The following is a 15,327-nucleotide window of genomic DNA, read 5'->3' as shown; positions in this document are numbered from 1 at the left end:
CTCACTGAGCGCTTGAACATATCCAGAGTAGACAATACAATGACGCAAATGGTTATTGATTTAGGCTATATTCGTTTATATATCCTCATAGCAAATATATACGCTACAACTATTATGGCTATACACCAAACAATTGCAACCCAAATATCATTTCCTACTGGTTTGTTTGACAATAAATTACGAATCGCTTCAACTATTGGCGTAACAGGTTGATTTTCGGCAAAAATGCGTACTGCTGAAGGCATCGTATTTGTTGGTACAAAAGCAGAGCTGATAAATGGTAAGAAGATAATTGGGTAGGAAAATGCACCTGCACCATCTGGTGTTTTTGCTGCAAGTCCAGCAATTACAGCAATCCAAGTCAAAGCAAGTGTAAATACCCCAAGTATTCCAAATACTGCTAACCACTCTAAGATTCCTGCTGAAGAACGAAAACCCATCAATAATGCAACAAGTATAATCACTACTACAGAAATTCCATTAGAGATTATAGAGGTTAATACATGTCCCCACAATACAGTAGATCGCGCGATCGGCATAGAATGAAAACGTTCAAAGATACCGCGTTGTTTATCTGTAAATAAGCGGTAAGCGACATATGCAATCCCACTACCAATAGTCATCAACATCACACCAGGTAATAGATAATCAATATAATTATCAGTGCCTGTTTGAATTGCACCACCAAATACATAAACGAATAATAGCATAATCGCGATTGGTGTAATACTAACTGTAATAATTGTATCCATACTTCTAAAAATATGACGCATAGAACGTCCAAACATGACACTCATATCTTTCATAAAATATTTATTTGTTGATTCCATTTATTTTTCCCCCTTTTTGCCTATGATTGTTAAAAATATTTCTTCCAATGTTGGTTGTTTTTCTACATATTCTACTTTTGCAGGTGGTATTAATTTTTTCAATCCTTCTAGTGTATCTTGAGCAATGATTTTTCCATCATGAAGAATAGCGATTATATCTGCAAGTTGTTCTGCTTCTTCTAAATATTGAGTTGTTAAAAATATAGTCGTTCCTAAAGCTGATAACTCTTTTACAATCTTCCAAACTTCCAAGCGTGATTCTGGATCAAGACCTGTCGTTGGCTCATCTAGGAAAATGATCTTTGGATTTCCAACAAGGCTCATTGCTATATCTATTCTTCTTTTCATACCTCCTGAGTAAGTACTGACTCTTCGGCCTGAAGCCTCACTCATACCAAAACGTTTTATTAACGCATCTGCAACTTCATTTGGATTTTTAAGATGTCTAAGTTTTGCTATCATTTGAAGATTTTCACGTCCAGTCAAAATTTCATCAATAGCAGCAACCTGACCCGTAAGACTGATAGAACCTCTAATGTTCATTGCATTTTTTTCAATATCAAAACCATTGATCACAACATGCCCCGCATCTGCTTTAAGCAAAGTCGTCATGATTCTAATCATCGTTGTTTTTCCAGATCCATTGGAACCTAGTAATGCAAAGATCCCCCCCTGCTCTACTTCAAAATCTACGCCTCCCAGTACTTCAACATCTTTATAAGATTTCTTAACGCCTTTAATTTGTATGATGCTATTTTTCACTTTCTTTTCCTCCTCTACAATAAAGTAACCACATTCAAATCTGCGTCTAATCCTTTCAATGCAGTTTGAATCGTTATCACAATAAAAGAGCCGACAACTGTGATTCACTCACATGTTATCGGCTCTGCGTCTTAGCGTCTGGCTCTTCAATAACTGATATATTCAGTTGTTTTACGTTAATTATCTTTTCCTGTTTACACTTGGGACAAAATAATGGAAAGTTTTTAAGCACCGTATCCTCACGTATCTTGACCCTTGTTTTGTTGCCACAGACTGGGCATAATAGCCACTCGTATTTAAACACTTTACCATCCCTTTAATTTATGTTTTTTGATTACTTTTCATCCTTGTTATATAACTTTTACTTTATTTATCTGTAACCTTTTTCATGGCCTTGCTAATTTTTTGGTCAACAGATTCTTGATAACTATCAAAGTAAGTTTTTGAATCTTTGACTAAATCGTCGCAGAAATCCGCAACGTTACTGCCCGTCACATCGAGCACACCTTTCCCCATTGCAGCGCCTTCTTCAAAAAGATCAATAATCCCCGAAAGTAAGCCAATTCCGTCTATTAGTTCAACTGGTCCGACCTTAAAGAAATACTTTTGAATCTCTTCATATACAATCTGATAATCTTTAGGTAGCGCTTTTACACGTGCCATGTGCGCTCGCCACTCTTTTTTGCCTTCGATGATATCTTTTATTTGCATTTTATCCTCCTATTTACCTAATTTTTTTGAGATGTTATTATTGAGTTGCTTGCGCCACGTGTTGCGAAAAGACTTTGACCCTTCTTCGCCGATTAACGCTGCACAGAAACCTTTGATATCGTCACCCAAAGCCTCTTGTGCACTCTGACCGTCTCCAGCTGTTTCTTCGAGCAGACCAATCACACCATCAAGAATTGACATGAGGTTACGACCTGTGAAATCTGAGTGCGGCCAAAGATTATCCTTAATTTTTACCCATGCCACTTGATAATCAGCCGGTAATTTTTTGACTCGTGATTCAAAATTTTTAAATTCTATGGTCATATCGCTTCCCGTTATTTTTTCCCAAAATTTCATTATTTCATCTCCTTTAACTCGTTAATTTTTGATGATACGAATTCCCATCTTTCCCAGAACCTTCTCAGCTCCTCACGCCCAGCGTCGTTGAGCTTAAAAAACTTTCGCGGTGGTCCCATATCGGATGGCTTTTTTTCTATGTCCACGAGTTTATTCTTCTCAAGCCGCACTAAAATGGTGTATACTGTCCCATCCACAACGTCCGAAAATCCAAGGGTATTTAGTCTTCGTGTGATCTCGTAACCGTAGATTTCCTCGTGGTTGATTATTTCAAGGACGCAGCCTTCCAGTACACCCTTTAACATTTCCGTTATATTTTCCAAAAAAACCACCTCTTCACTATTTAGTATGACTGGTAATCAGTATTACTTACTACCACTATATAGTATCACGCAATAGCGATGTAGTCAATATGATATTTTATTTTTTTTATGTTTATTCGAAATACAAACTTGTACAAATGTCTTTATAGACAGCTTACTTTTCTACATTTTCGTTGAGGAAATAGACTCCTTTAGTAAGTAAAAAAGATGAGTTGCTTGAACACTAGAGCAACGCATCTTTTTGCTAACTATTGGAATTGCTTTTAACTATGATTTCAGAATAGATTTTTACATAAGTTTCTGCCATTTTGCCCCTTGAAAAATTTTCAAGGGCGTATTTTCTCAAAGCTAGTGGGTCGGGAGCCTGTTGATGTAACACCTTATCCACCATTTCATCTACCGAACTACAGATTAGTTGAGGAAATTCCCGTAGAATCTCAGGAATTGCTCCATTTGAAAAAGCCAAAGGCGCTGTTCCGCATGCCATTGCCTCCACAAGAATGAGGCCAAAAGGCTCTTCACAAATTGTTGGTAGCAATAAATATTTGGCATGTTTCAATAAGTTCTGCCTTTGTTGTCCTCCAACTTCTCCAATGTATTCAATGTTGACGTTATTTGTTATTCTTGTCTCGATTTCGTTCCTATAATAATTCATATCATAAATAGGTCCTGCGATGATTAGCTTTTGCCCTGTTCTCTCAGCTAATTCTAGCAAATGAGTAATTCCTTTGTACCAAGCAAGCATGCCCATATAGAGAATGTAGTCCTCTTTCTGCTCACTAAACTCAAACTCGTCTGGATTGATGCCATTATAAGAAAAATACCCTTTCCCACCAGCAAGTATCTCACGTGCTCTCCTACTTATATAAATGGGGTACTTAACAGAGTTTGTAACAGGGGTATGAATGGTGCAAACAGTAGGAATACTCAGGTTTTCTCTACCTACTATGGACGCATGGGTATGATCATGAATGATATCTATGTTTTTAGGCAAATGGGCTTTTACAAAACTAGCAATTTCCTCAGGATTTGGCCCATAATGCTGATAATTCATGATATTTGCACTACTGGCACTATACTTTGGAGCAAAAAGAAAAACCTCATGCCCCATTTTTACTAGCTCTTCTGTTAAATCATATACCACTCTTTCAATACCCCCATAATTTTGAGGAGGAATTGGATAGATATCGGGTGCCACCATAACAATTCTCAAGTTGCCATTTTCATGATGCCTGCCCTCCATCCAACGATGATCCATAGTAAGTGGGTTCTTAAGTTCTTCGAAGTAACTTTTGTTATGTAAAACTGCTGGTGCTTGTGGCTTATATTCAGCTGCTACATCATTGTACTTTATTGCCTTTTCAATGTCCCCCTCTCTGTCATAGCATACACATAACTGAATATTAGGTAAAAATCCCCAACAATCTTCTAATATAAAGCCCCAGCTGGATTTAGGTCTTTCAAGCTGAGTAGCCAGTTCATACCAAAAGATCGCTTTATGATAGTTTTCTTTATTAAAATAGTGCGCCCCAAGCTGACAGCAAATCTCTGCCCTAGGCAAGTCATATACAAAGCTGTTATATAAAACACTTATATAATTTTCTTCATCTTTCAGTGCACCATAGCATACTGAGAGCAAGTAACAGGCATTAATAACATCTTCGACCCACCCTTCATTTGTGTCAATAAATTTCTTAAAATATTGAATGGCCTCATCATATCTATTGTGATAATACAATTCTTGCGCATAATAAAAAAGATTTCTTGGAGTCAATCTGCGTTCGCCTGACAACATTACCTCGAATATTTTTAGGTTTCTATCTGTATTTTGGTGGATTCTTTTGTGCGTTACGCAAATATCTGAATTTATGACATAACCAATAACACCAATAAATTCATGGATAGGGTCCTGCCATTTGGGTTCTAAACTTCTTTTCACCAAACGCTCTCTATAAAAGCTTAAGATTACCTTACCAAACTCGTCAAAAGCATAGTTGTATTTCATCATGACAGCATCGACTGATGGCTCTATAGACACTTTGAGTTGCTTTAGTTTTACCCTGTCTTCTTCAAGAAGCACGTCGTCAGCATCTAACCATAATATATAATCCTTACTTGCATAGGAAAACGAAAAATTTCTAGCCGCAGAGAAGTCATTAATCCATTTAAAATTATAAATCTTGTCCGTAAAAAGTCTCGCTATTTCTTTTGTTCTATCTGTCGAACCCGTATCAACGATGATTATTTCATCTACAATGTCTTGCACCGATGCTAAGCAACGTTCAAGAACAACTTGTTCATTTTTTACGATCATACAAAGACTGATAGTAGTCATTTTTGTTTTTATTCCCCTTTATATTACATTGCTCGATGATGCTTTACTCACAGCTCTTACTTTTTTGAAAAAGGGAAATGCAAAACATTTCCCTCTATCCTACCCTATTCTAAAATTTTGTTGATATTCACTAACTGATTTTTGTAATCACAAGATGTGCCGAAACTGACCTTGCTCCTCCAGCCGAAGGTGTTATGGTCAGTGCTTCTGGATTTCCTGATGGATTTCGTACGGTAAGGATAGAATTAACAGATGTCGTCGTAACAAGTGCCATTTCCACAATTTGCGAAGTGCCTGTGGCTCTTCCAACAACTGTTTCTTGGAGGTCAATCCCATTGAGTGCTAGGATTAGTTGTCCTGGTTCATTTACACTTACTTGGAAAAAAACTTGGTATGTACCAATTTGAGTCAAATTAAATGAACTGTTACTCGTACGAACAATTACTGGACCGCTTGTTGGACCATTTCTTGGAAACTCTACAGCTGCACCTACGGCAACAGTCGCTGTATTATCTGGGGACATCAAAGCATAAAAATCAGCAAAGCTTAAAACACCTGTTGCTCCTGTTGCTCCTGCTGGACCTGTTACGCCGGTTGCTCCTGCTGCTCCTATTGCTCCTGCTGGACCTGCTGGACCCGCTGGACCTGTTACACCTGTTGCCCCTGCTGGGCCGGTTGCTCCTGCTGCACCTGTTGCTCCTGCTGCGCCTGCTACACCTGCTGGACCCGTTGCTCCTGCTGGACCTGTTACACCTACTGGGCCCGTTGCTCCTGCTACACCTGCTACACCTGTTGCTCCTGTTGCGCCTATTGCTCCTGCTGCTCCTATTGCTCCTGCTGGACCTGCTGGACCCACTGGACCTGTTACACCTGTTGCCCCTGCTGGGCCGGTTGCTCCTGCTGCTCCTGTTGCGCCTGCTAGACCCGCTGAACCCGTTACACCCGTTGCACCTGCTGGGCCGATTGCTCCTGCTACACCTGTTGCTCCTGCTGGACCCGCTGGACCTGTTACACCTGTTGCACCTGCTGGGCCAGTTGCTCCTACTGCTCCTGTTACACCTGCTACACCTGCTACACCTGCTGGTCCTGTTGCTCCTGCTGGACCTGTTACACCTGCTGGGCCAGTTACGCCTGTTGCACCTGCTGTACCGGTTGCTCCTGCCAGGCCGGTTGCTCCTGTTACACCCGCTGGACCTATTTCTCCTGCTACACCTGCTGGTCCTACTGGCCCCGTTACGCCCGTTGCTCCTGCTGGTCCTGTTGCCCCTGCTGGGCCGGTTGCTCCTGCTACACCTGCTACACCTGTTGCACCTGTTGCACCTGCTGGTCCGATTGCTCCTGCTGCTCCTGTTGCGCCTGCTAGACCCGCGGTACCGGTTGCACCTGTTACCCCTGCTGGGCCGGTTGCTCCTGCTGCTCCTGTTGCGCCTGCTAGACCCGCTGGACCTGTTACACCTGTTGCCCCTGCTGGGCCGGTTGCTCCTGCTGCTCCTGCTACACCTACTGCGCCTGCTACACCTGCTGGGCCGGTTGCTCCTGCTGGACCTGTTACACCTGCTGGTCCTGTTACGCCTGTTGCACCTGCTGGACCAGTTGCTCCTGCCAGGCCGGTTGCTCCTGTTATACCCGCTGGTCCTGTTGCTCCTGCTACACCTGCTACACCTGCTGGACCTACTGGACCCGTTACGCCCGTTGCTCCTGCTGGACCTGTCGCTCCTGCTGGGCCGGTTGCTCCTGCTACACCTGCTAGACCAGTTGCTCCTGTTGCACCTGCTGGGCCGGTTGCTCCTGCTACCCCTGTTGCGCCTGCTACACCTGCTAGACCGGTTGCTCCTGTTGCACCTGCTGGGCCGGTTGCTCCTGCTACCCCTGTTGCACCTACGACGCCTGCTACACCTGCTGGGCCGGTTGCTCCTGCTGGACCTGTTACACCTGCTGTTCCAGTTGCGCCTGTTGCACCTGCTGGACCAATTGCGCCTGCTGCTCCTGTTACACCTGTTACACCCGCTGGTCCTGTTACTCCTGCTACCCCTGCTGGACCAATCGAACCCGTTACGCCCGTTGCACCTGCTGGGCCAGTTGCTCCTGCTGGGCCTGTTGCGCCTACTAGACCTGCTGAACCAATTACACCAGTCGCACCTGCTGGTCCTGTTACGCCTGCTAGTCCTGTTGCGCCTGCTGGTCCCATTACTCCAGTTGCACCTACTGGTCCTGTTACGCCTGCCGCTCCTGTTACTCCTGCTGGACCTATTGCTCCTGCTGAACCTGTTGCCCCTGCTGGTCCCATCGCTCCTGCTGGTCCCATCACTCCTGCTGAACCTGTTGCTCCTGCTGGGCCTGTTGCTCCCGCTACACCTGCTAGACCGGTTGCTCCTGTTGCCCCTCTTGGTCCCATCGGTCCCATCGGCCCTCTTGGTCCTGGCGCTCCGATCGGACAGATTGAGCACTTGTTTTTTTCACATTCGTGGTCTTTCTCACAGTCGTGGTCTTGCTCGCAATCGTAGCACTTTCTACATTTTTTTCTGCTGCATCTCATATCAAAATCATTATCGTCGCATTCTTCATACTCTTCATGACTATTTCTCATATATTCTTCTTCACCCCCCTTTCATAGTTCATCCTTTGTGCTAATATACTCTATGATTATTGTACAAGTCTTGTTACACAAATCGAGTAGGAGGCAACAAAAATAATCTATGTCCCGATACAGTTCTTCTTCTGAAAAAAGTAGTAATTCAAAAGTTAAACGGTCTGGTATTGATTATGCTTTAATTAAAGGAAGTGACTTTAATTCACCTTGAACACCTTAAAAAGGTTAAGGTATTGGCTAATTTTTCTCAATCCTACTACATTATATAAACTCGATATGTTTCCAAGAGCACAAAAAACAAGGGTCTCAAAGCATTTTCTCCATCAACCACCAACTGGCTAAATAGACTTAATACTCTGAAACCCTTGATTTACAGGCTTTTACGCCCTACCTAATTCTGTACCTTTGACAGCAACACGACCATCTCCACATGCCTTGAGGATACAAAAAAGATACCGCTTGAACCTCGTGGGGCCTTGGTGTCATTCTTGGTCAGCGGAACATTATTTCTTGGTCCTTTCACCGACAAAAGCGATATTGTAAAAATAATGCTCAATACAACTTCAAATCAAGCAATTGCTCATGCTTCCATATTTTTAGACATCATCACAGCGCTGGTCATCGTTTGGTTGGGGGTGTTGTTTTTCAGCTTGTTACGAAAAGTTAATCAGGTCTGGGCGACAACTGCTCTGGCCTTATACATAGTAGAAGCAGGTATGCTTATTGTGAGCAAATTTTTCGGGTTTGCCCTAATTCAGGTCAGTGGTGCCTATTCAGCAAACAACGATAAAGCACTTGAAGCATTAGGCCAGTTATTGCTTACGATGAAGGATTTTACATATAATATGCATATTGTACCTTTTGGGGTTGGCGCAGTTTTATTTTACTATTTGTTATTAAAAATCAAGGCTATACCTTCATGGCTTTCACTCTGGGGGCTGGTAGCGGTTATACCTGTGCTTATAGGTACACTTTTAAAGACTTATGGTATTGACGTGCCATTTATCGTGATGCTGCCATATGCGCCATTTGAATTTTTTGCCGGTGGATATATTCTGATAAAAGGCTTATCAGATAAAGCACTTGCTGAACAATAAACAATTACATCCTCGGATGGTTTCCTCTTCATGAATTTTGCTGATATCATAAATGTTATCTACGCAGCATTCTACATGTGTGTCCTTAAAAGCCATTTTGACTTCTAACATCTGACATTTTTGCGTTTGAATCCTAGCCGACCTTTATCCGTTTCACTTTTGATTTTCTCAAAAGCATTGAGTACACTGCATGCATTTTTGCCCGAAGAAACCGACACTTCCCCTATCCGTTCAGCCGTACGCATAGCTTCTTCGTGCAGTGGAATATACGATATGCCTACCGCAGTAACAAAACCGTTCATTGCATATCTAGTTCTGTTTGGTTGGTCATGTATATTTTTTTCAACTACATCGAGCATAGAAAGAATCTTACTAGGGTTAAACTCGGTATCCTTCCTTGAACCGATTAACCATTCGTAACAGCTCCATCCTGCAGACATAATTAATTCATCCCTGCTTGCAATAAATTTATCCGCTACCTCCTGAGCAAAATCGGTTTCAGCAAGTGTTACAGCGACAATAAAGTCTGAAATCATATGAAAGTACGCCTTTTCAATCCAACAATCAAAATCTGCTGGAGTCATCTTTTTAGGATCTGCTAACATTCCGGCTAGATACATCGCATCATAGTTTCCAGTTGCATATAATTCCTCAGCAAGTTGTTGATTTTTCTTTATTCTTTTAGCAATTGGCTTCAAGGCACCTGTTGTAACGCCGAAAAGTGGTTCCCTCGCGCCTTGGCTTTCATAGTATTTCTTCATTCTTGCATTGCCAAGCAATTCAATCTCGCTCATAATCTCAAATAGATCCATGATTTATCATCCTCCTCATTTATTATTACAGCATCACTGTATGTATTTCGTATAAACTTTCCAAGTAATTTATAGTATGAAGAATGTTGGAACCGAAAAGTCAAATATTATTGATTTGTTTCGAATAAGAAATCATCTGTAATCTCTGCAATCCGGTCGACATTATTTAAATAAATGAAGTGAGTACCTTCAAGTATTTCATATTTTACGTGTTTTCCGATTCGTTCAAGATGTTTGCTCTGGTATTCCTGGGACGTCATTTTTATTTGGCTATTCGGAGTTTCATAGGTTTTTTTTGATATCACCTTGAAATAAGGAATCGGTTCAGGGAATGGCAATTCAATCGTTTGTTTTATGAATTCTGCTGAATTTGACATCTGCTCCAACAAGTTATCGTTAATTGAAAAGCCCGCAAAAGTAATGAGGTCATTGATCTCTTTCTCAGTATATCCATATGAGAATAATTGTTTTTTATTTACTGCCAAAGGCGCGAGTAGTGACGCAACTTTGATGTTTCACTGCTAAAGCCTACACCAAAATACTCAATACTAACAGCCGTATATTTTTCACTGAGTTTACGCATGAGGGGAGCAAAATCAGCAGACGGAAGCCCAACACCCATACCAGGAAGTAATACAATTGTTTTCTCGCCATTTCCCATTGAATAGACATGCATTTGTCCGTCATCAACGTCAACAAGCTGGCCATAAGGCTTTATTTTTTCTAACTTTCCTTTAAAATAAGTAGCATGTAAAATTCCACCAATTATCATAATAACCGCAATCACTGCAATTATTATTCCGAATATCATCATAATTTTTTCCCTCTCTTCATTTTAAATTTGGCCTGATTTGTTTGATATAAGGTTTTCATACCTATTCTCTGCTTTTAATTTTTCTCAACAGGTGATGAAATAATTGAAATATCCCTGACTATTCTTCTTTCAGTTGATTCATAATTGTATTTTAAAATAAGTTGTCGTAGCTCCTCAATGAATTGGTCGAACTCCTTATCACTCATCATCAGCACAGTATTGTTCAAAAAAATTTTATCTATTGTAGGATTAGGGTTATGTCCATTAAGATATTTGTGAAACTTGGCATAATTACTCATCAGAAATCCAAAGGCGTTTTGAGCAGCGTTCTCAATGGTGTTGTGCTTTGAAATTTCTGAAATATTCAAAGCAATTGTTCTTTCAAGACTTCCCCTAACTTTTTTTTCTGAAATAACAGACAGAATATTGTTATCTATCAGAATATTTATATGACGATACATGGTTGTCCGCGGTACGTCACTAATTCTTTCACAAAGCTCATTGGCGGTAATGGTTTGTCCTGTAGAAAGTTCCTGGATAACTCTCATTCGAACAGGATTTAAGATTATCTCGTTAATATTTTTCATAACTACCTCCTTTTATTTCCATTTATGATTATAATGCCATTTTTGGAATTAGTCAAGTAAGTTTATATAAAAAAAAAGGGGTTCATGACATTGGTACCTCCGGCAAAGCCATTGTGAGAAAACCAAGTATCCTGAAACCCTATAAGTTTAGAACCAATATGAAACTTTTACTCTTTCACCTTATGTTATTTGGATTGATAGGGGTTAAAGTTATGATTTCACATAACCTAATAATTAATATATAATTGATTATTAATACATAATCTGCGTCTACATGTTCCAAATCGCAAAAATGCCACCTCCCAACTACTTTTTCAGTAATCAGAACTGTGGCAAAATCTTAAAATCTATATCATCCTATATTTAAACATGGGAATGGAGTTGGGATTTGTATGATCTCCTATCAATTCCATTTAACAAACCTACAATATTTTCCCTTTGTTGCTCTCATATATGAAGTTCGTTTATGAAGGGAAAAATTATAAATAAACTCTTGAAATTCATTTCTAGTGGACAATATTTTTGAGTGCCTGCCTTTCTCTATTTATGTTTCCACACGCTTTAAATTCTAGCACGGTGTAACCACTTAACCCTAGTTATTACAACCGTTTAAGCAGACAAACCGTCTCCACATGCGTGGAGGAAACAGGATGAATGTTGGCGGTAGATTTTGAGAGCTTCAGCTCTTGGAAACATGTCCACTTTTTAAAACTTCTTAATGCTCCCTGCATAAATTATAGTTCAATCTTATGCATCAAATAGTCTAAAGCATATATCTTTCTTATGCCTTCATAATCCACTTCCGGATCTAAATCCAATGTCATAATACATTTCGAATAATTGTCTTGGATTTTTTGTAGAGGCCTAAGTTCCCTGGCTAAGGTGTTTTCATCACGCACACTAGCAGCAACTTGAATATATTTTATTCCATTCTCATCTTTTACAACAAAATCTACTTCTACATTATCAACTTTTCCAACATACACCTCGTATCCTCTTCTAATTAATTCAAGGTATACTACATTTTCCAAAACACGCCCAACATCTGTACCGGCATTCCCAAGTATTGCATTACGCAGTCCAATATCAACAATATAGTATTTCTCCAATGTCTTTAGATACTGCTTACCTTTTATGTCATATCTTTTTACCTGATAAACAATGTATGCTTCCATAAACGAAGAAACATAAGATTCAACAGTTCTAACATTGATACTTCTGCCATTCGAAGTCATTGTGTCACTTATTTTTTTAGTCGATAATTGATTTCCTATATTGTCCATCAAAAATCGTATAACACTTTCCAACATCATGACATCTGATATTTTTTTTCTTCCAATCACATCTTTCAAAACGATGGTATCATAAATACTTGTAAGATATTCTTTGATCTGACGTGTTTCTTTTTCCAGACTTAATGTGTACGGAAATGAGCTCGTTTCAATATACTCCCTATAATTTCCCTCTACACTTTTACCTGTTCCATTTGCCCTAACATACTCTGAAAATGAGAATGGTAGCATTTCTATTTTAATATATCTCCCCGAAAGAAGCGTGGCTAAATCACCAGACAGCATATAAGCGTTTGATCCGGTCATATAAATATCTATATGGTCCTTAATGAAGAAACTATCTACTACTTTCTCATATTCTTTCACATTTTGGATTTCATCAAGAAAAATGTATGTCATTTTATCAAGGGTTATTTTTTCTTTTATATAATTGTACAATACCTTTGGATCTTTTAGATAATCAAATTCATAATCTTCAAAGTTAATAGATATAATTTGATTTTCTTGAACACCATTTTCCAATAGATGTTCCTGAAATATTTTGAGTAAGGTGGATTTACCACAACGTCTGATTCCTGTAACTACTTTAATTAACTTTTTATCTCTATACCCTTTTAATTTTTCAAAATACTCATTTCGCTGAATCATCCTCTACGCTCCCCATATATATTTTGTTTTCTATTTATTATATGCAAAAACTTATGGAATGTCAATACTTATTGCATTCTGGTGCAATAACTATTTTTCTATTCATTACACTCGGGTATAAAAACGGCAAAGTACAGAGGTCACTCATGTCGACCTTAAACTATGCCGTATAGTTAAATATTTTTATTATTCTATAGATTTTTTTCTATGATTACCTAGGGATTTACACCATAATATCAATAGCTTTGTATTTGTAAAGGCATCGAAGGTCTTCACTCCTAATTCATCTTGAAAACACTTGCTTCATATCAATCAAACCCTGATCATAAGCCTCTCTGACGATTTTATAATCCTCACGCCGATTGAAATATAATGCGCAATAATTTCTTTGTATTTGTGTTCCATTAAACAGGTAATTTTCAAGAGTCTTTATTCCTTCAAGTGTGTCAACATAACCCAAAACAAAATCTATTAATTTTGACTCAGCGATTGTCATTTGCTCGTTAATGTCTTTCATAATCTCTCTTACTGAGTCTTTAGATCCTTCTTTTGCTAATCTACTATAATAATCAGTCGGTCTACGTATTTCATATTCACTACCTTCTGCCATAATATTTCTACTCCCTTTATCACTATATTTCACCATTCATAATACTTTTGGTGTCAACAAAAATGCCATTTAGCAAGAGAAACAAAATTGTCTTCTGAAAATGCGAATCCGTATGCATTATTCTTCTATACTCCTCATTTTGTTGATAGTAAACAATCCCCATATTTATCATATGGAACACAATCTGCCTATCAATGTCTTGCTTGATCAAGCGGCTTCGGTATCCCTCATCAATTAGAATTAATAGAGATTCATTTTGCTTGCTTATATAGCCATTGTATTCACTAGATAGGCGATCATTAAACTTGGTTAATTCGCTACATAGCCATAATTGACGGCTATCTGTAAACTCACTCAAGATGTCAATATAACTATAAAATCTATTTATGAGACTATCTCTTGATTCAATAATCTCATTTAGTTTTGAAAGCTGAAAAGATAAAATGTGCTTACCGACTTCATAGTACAACGTGTCTTTATCGGAAAAATATTTGTAAACGGTTACTTTTGAAACTTTAGCTTGTTCAGCAATATCATCCATGGTTATTTTTTTGGCACCGTTTTGAAGGAATAATTTCGATGTGGTGTTTAAGATTTTTTCAGCTTTTTTATTCATGATCATCGCTCACCTCAAAATAGATAAACCTCTTCACAGTCACATTTTCCTTAAGTTTTTCTATAATCTCTAGAAACACGTCTTGAATGCTCTTGTTTGTGTCCTTGTAATAATCTTGTTCCATCAAGCAGTTTATTCTATAAAATGCTTGATGCTCATCATAATTCATTTGCTCAAGATCAATAGATGGCACATCAGCCGTAGTAATATATTTAGGTTTCATGGCCGCTATATGCATTGCTATATCACGAACAAAATCTTTGAAAATCTGTGTGGAAGTAGCGGGCTCAGTTTCACAATAAATCTCCACTAAAACTCCTAACCGTTGATTATTATGGACATAATGACCTATAATTCCGCTTTTAGTCAATCTATATGTTCTTCTTTTTGCACTTTCAATCCCTTTTTCTTTTAACAATACTAGTGCTTTGCTATAATCACCATTTCCTATGATCAACGCATTTTTACAGTCAAGTATTTTTGCACCTGTCTGCTCACGTAACTGCTTGATAAATTCCGTATTACTCATACCAAACCCTCCAAAATGTACTTTTATAATAATAATAGTACATTCCGTACATTCTGTCAATGCGAAGTTTCACCTGTTACAAAAAACTCTTATGCTAAATCTAAAAATGAAATTGATTACCACGTCACTCAAGTATCACATCTTAGTCTATTAAACTGTAATGAATTTAAACAAATCTATCCTGTCTCCTAAACCTATCAAAAATACCCGTTATCTAAATTGTCTCCTCAACCCTACCACTTTTTATCCCTTCGATATGTCCCCAAGAACACAAAAAGCAAGGACTCCCAAGCATTTTATCTCTCAACCACCAACTGGCTAAGTAGATCTAATACCTAGAAACCCTTGATTTCCATGCTTTTACGCCCTATTTATTTCTGTACCTTTGACATCAACACTACCGTCTCCACATGC

The 15,327-nt window shown here is 38.9% G+C and carries 15 protein-coding genes and 1 pseudogene; 1 reads left to right on the top strand and 15 read right to left on the bottom strand.

Going from position 1 to position 15,327, the window contains the following annotated elements; genetic code table 11:
- Window positions 1-65: 65 nt before the first annotated feature.
- The 8 genes from CVU84_08840 to CVU84_08805 form a co-directional block, all read right to left on the bottom strand.
- Window positions 66-830: an ABC transporter permease gene (locus tag CVU84_08840; protein ID PKM94614.1), complete on the bottom strand. Its 765-nt coding sequence runs from the start codon at window positions 828-830 to the stop codon at window positions 66-68.
- Window positions 831-1,592, bottom strand: a complete 762-nt coding sequence (locus CVU84_08835) for an ABC transporter (GenBank protein ID PKM94613.1) — start codon at window positions 1,590-1,592, stop codon at window positions 831-833.
- Window positions 1,593-1,707: 115 nt separating this feature from the next.
- Window positions 1,708-1,896, bottom strand: a complete 189-nt coding sequence (locus CVU84_08830) for a conjugal transfer protein (protein ID PKM94612.1) — start codon at window positions 1,894-1,896, stop codon at window positions 1,708-1,710.
- Between the two features lie 62 nt (window positions 1,897-1,958).
- Entirely contained in the window at window positions 1,959-2,303 is a 345-nt protein-coding gene (locus CVU84_08825; protein PKM94611.1) for a hypothetical protein, read from the bottom strand.
- A gap of 9 nt (window positions 2,304-2,312) precedes the next feature.
- Window positions 2,313-2,660: a hypothetical protein gene (locus tag CVU84_08820; GenBank protein ID PKM94610.1), complete on the bottom strand. Its 348-nt coding sequence runs from the start codon at window positions 2,658-2,660 to the stop codon at window positions 2,313-2,315.
- A complete protein-coding gene (locus CVU84_08815) occupies window positions 2,660-2,983 on the bottom strand; it encodes a PadR family transcriptional regulator (GenBank protein ID PKM94609.1) in 324 nt (107 codons plus the stop codon). The genes CVU84_08820 and CVU84_08815 overlap by 1 nt, the downstream gene beginning before the upstream one ends.
- Before the next feature lie 244 nt (window positions 2,984-3,227).
- Window positions 3,228-5,318, bottom strand: coding sequence for a hypothetical protein (locus CVU84_08810; protein PKM94608.1), 2,091 nt, complete (start codon window positions 5,316-5,318; stop codon window positions 3,228-3,230).
- Between the two features lie 130 nt (window positions 5,319-5,448).
- Window positions 5,449-7,905 carry a hypothetical protein gene (locus CVU84_08805; protein ID PKM94607.1) on the bottom strand — a complete coding sequence of 819 codons (2,457 nt, stop codon included), beginning with the start codon at window positions 7,903-7,905 and terminating at the stop codon, window positions 5,449-5,451.
- Window positions 7,906-8,330: 425 nt separating this feature from the next.
- Between CVU84_08805 and CVU84_08800 the strand changes: the two genes are divergently transcribed.
- On the top strand, window positions 8,331-9,005 hold the full coding sequence (locus CVU84_08800) for a hypothetical protein (GenBank protein ID PKM94606.1): 675 nt from the start codon (window positions 8,331-8,333) through the stop codon (window positions 9,003-9,005).
- Window positions 9,006-9,109: 104 nt separating this feature from the next.
- Here CVU84_08800 and CVU84_08795 read toward each other — a convergent pair whose 3' ends face one another.
- From CVU84_08795 to tsf, 7 genes and pseudogenes are all read right to left on the bottom strand, one after another.
- Entirely contained in the window at window positions 9,110-9,817 is a 708-nt protein-coding gene (locus tag CVU84_08795) for a DNA alkylation repair protein (GenBank protein ID PKM94605.1), read from the bottom strand.
- A 107-nt stretch (window positions 9,818-9,924) separates the two neighbouring features.
- Window positions 9,925-10,631 (bottom strand): annotated as a pseudogene (locus CVU84_08790) (alpha/beta hydrolase).
- A gap of 74 nt (window positions 10,632-10,705) precedes the next feature.
- A complete protein-coding gene (locus tag CVU84_08785) occupies window positions 10,706-11,218 on the bottom strand; it encodes a hypothetical protein (GenBank protein ID PKM94604.1) in 513 nt (170 codons plus the stop codon).
- Window positions 11,219-11,952: 734 nt separating this feature from the next.
- Window positions 11,953-13,158 (bottom strand): ATPase, encoded by a 1,206-nt coding sequence (locus CVU84_08780; GenBank protein ID PKM94603.1) that lies wholly within the window; start codon window positions 13,156-13,158, stop codon window positions 11,953-11,955.
- A 283-nt stretch (window positions 13,159-13,441) separates the two neighbouring features.
- The gene (locus tag CVU84_08775; GenBank protein PKM94602.1) at window positions 13,442-13,768 is read right to left on the bottom strand and encodes a hypothetical protein; all 327 of its coding nucleotides are present in this window, start codon (window positions 13,766-13,768) and stop codon (window positions 13,442-13,444) included.
- A gap of 22 nt (window positions 13,769-13,790) precedes the next feature.
- A complete protein-coding gene (locus CVU84_08770; protein PKM94601.1) occupies window positions 13,791-14,390 on the bottom strand; it encodes a hypothetical protein in 600 nt (199 codons plus the stop codon).
- Window positions 14,377-14,913, bottom strand: coding sequence for an elongation factor Ts (tsf, locus tag CVU84_08765; protein ID PKM94600.1), 537 nt, complete (start codon window positions 14,911-14,913; stop codon window positions 14,377-14,379). Before tsf ends, CVU84_08770 begins: the two co-directional genes overlap by 14 nt.
- Window positions 14,914-15,327 lie beyond the last annotated feature (414 nt).

It is taken from the genome of Firmicutes bacterium HGW-Firmicutes-1 (assembly GCA_002841625.1).
Taxonomy (GTDB): Bacteria; Bacillota; Clostridia; order Lachnospirales; family Vallitaleaceae; genus HGW-1.
The sequence above is the reverse complement of the archived record's forward strand: the minus strand, read 5'-3'. Positions and strand labels throughout refer to the sequence as shown.

Excerpts from the sequence above, each read along its gene's own strand:
- CVU84_08795 (PKM94605.1), bottom strand. The coding sequence starts at position 9,817 with ATGGATCTATTTGAGATTATGAGCGAGATTGAATTGCTTGGCAATGCA.
- tsf (PKM94600.1), bottom strand. The coding sequence starts at position 14,913 with ATGAGTAATACGGAATTTATCAAGCAGTTACGTGAGCAGACAGGTGCA.
- CVU84_08810 (PKM94608.1), bottom strand. The coding sequence starts at position 5,318 with ATGACTACTATCAGTCTTTGTATGATCGTAAAAAATGAACAAGTTGTT.
- CVU84_08820 (PKM94610.1), bottom strand. The coding sequence starts at position 2,660 with ATGAAATTTTGGGAAAAAATAACGGGAAGCGATATGACCATAGAATTT.
- CVU84_08770 (PKM94601.1), bottom strand. The coding sequence starts at position 14,390 with ATGATCATGAATAAAAAAGCTGAAAAAATCTTAAACACCACATCGAAA.
- CVU84_08775 (PKM94602.1), bottom strand. The coding sequence starts at position 13,768 with ATGGCAGAAGGTAGTGAATATGAAATACGTAGACCGACTGATTATTAT.
- CVU84_08825 (PKM94611.1), bottom strand. The coding sequence starts at position 2,303 with ATGCAAATAAAAGATATCATCGAAGGCAAAAAAGAGTGGCGAGCGCAC.
- CVU84_08840 (PKM94614.1), bottom strand. The coding sequence starts at position 830 with ATGGAATCAACAAATAAATATTTTATGAAAGATATGAGTGTCATGTTT.
- CVU84_08780 (PKM94603.1), bottom strand. The coding sequence starts at position 13,158 with ATGATTCAGCGAAATGAGTATTTTGAAAAATTAAAAGGGTATAGAGAT.
- CVU84_08785 (PKM94604.1), bottom strand. The coding sequence starts at position 11,218 with ATGAAAAATATTAACGAGATAATCTTAAATCCTGTTCGAATGAGAGTT.
- CVU84_08805 (PKM94607.1), bottom strand. The coding sequence starts at position 7,905 with ATGAGAAATAGTCATGAAGAGTATGAAGAATGCGACGATAATGATTTT.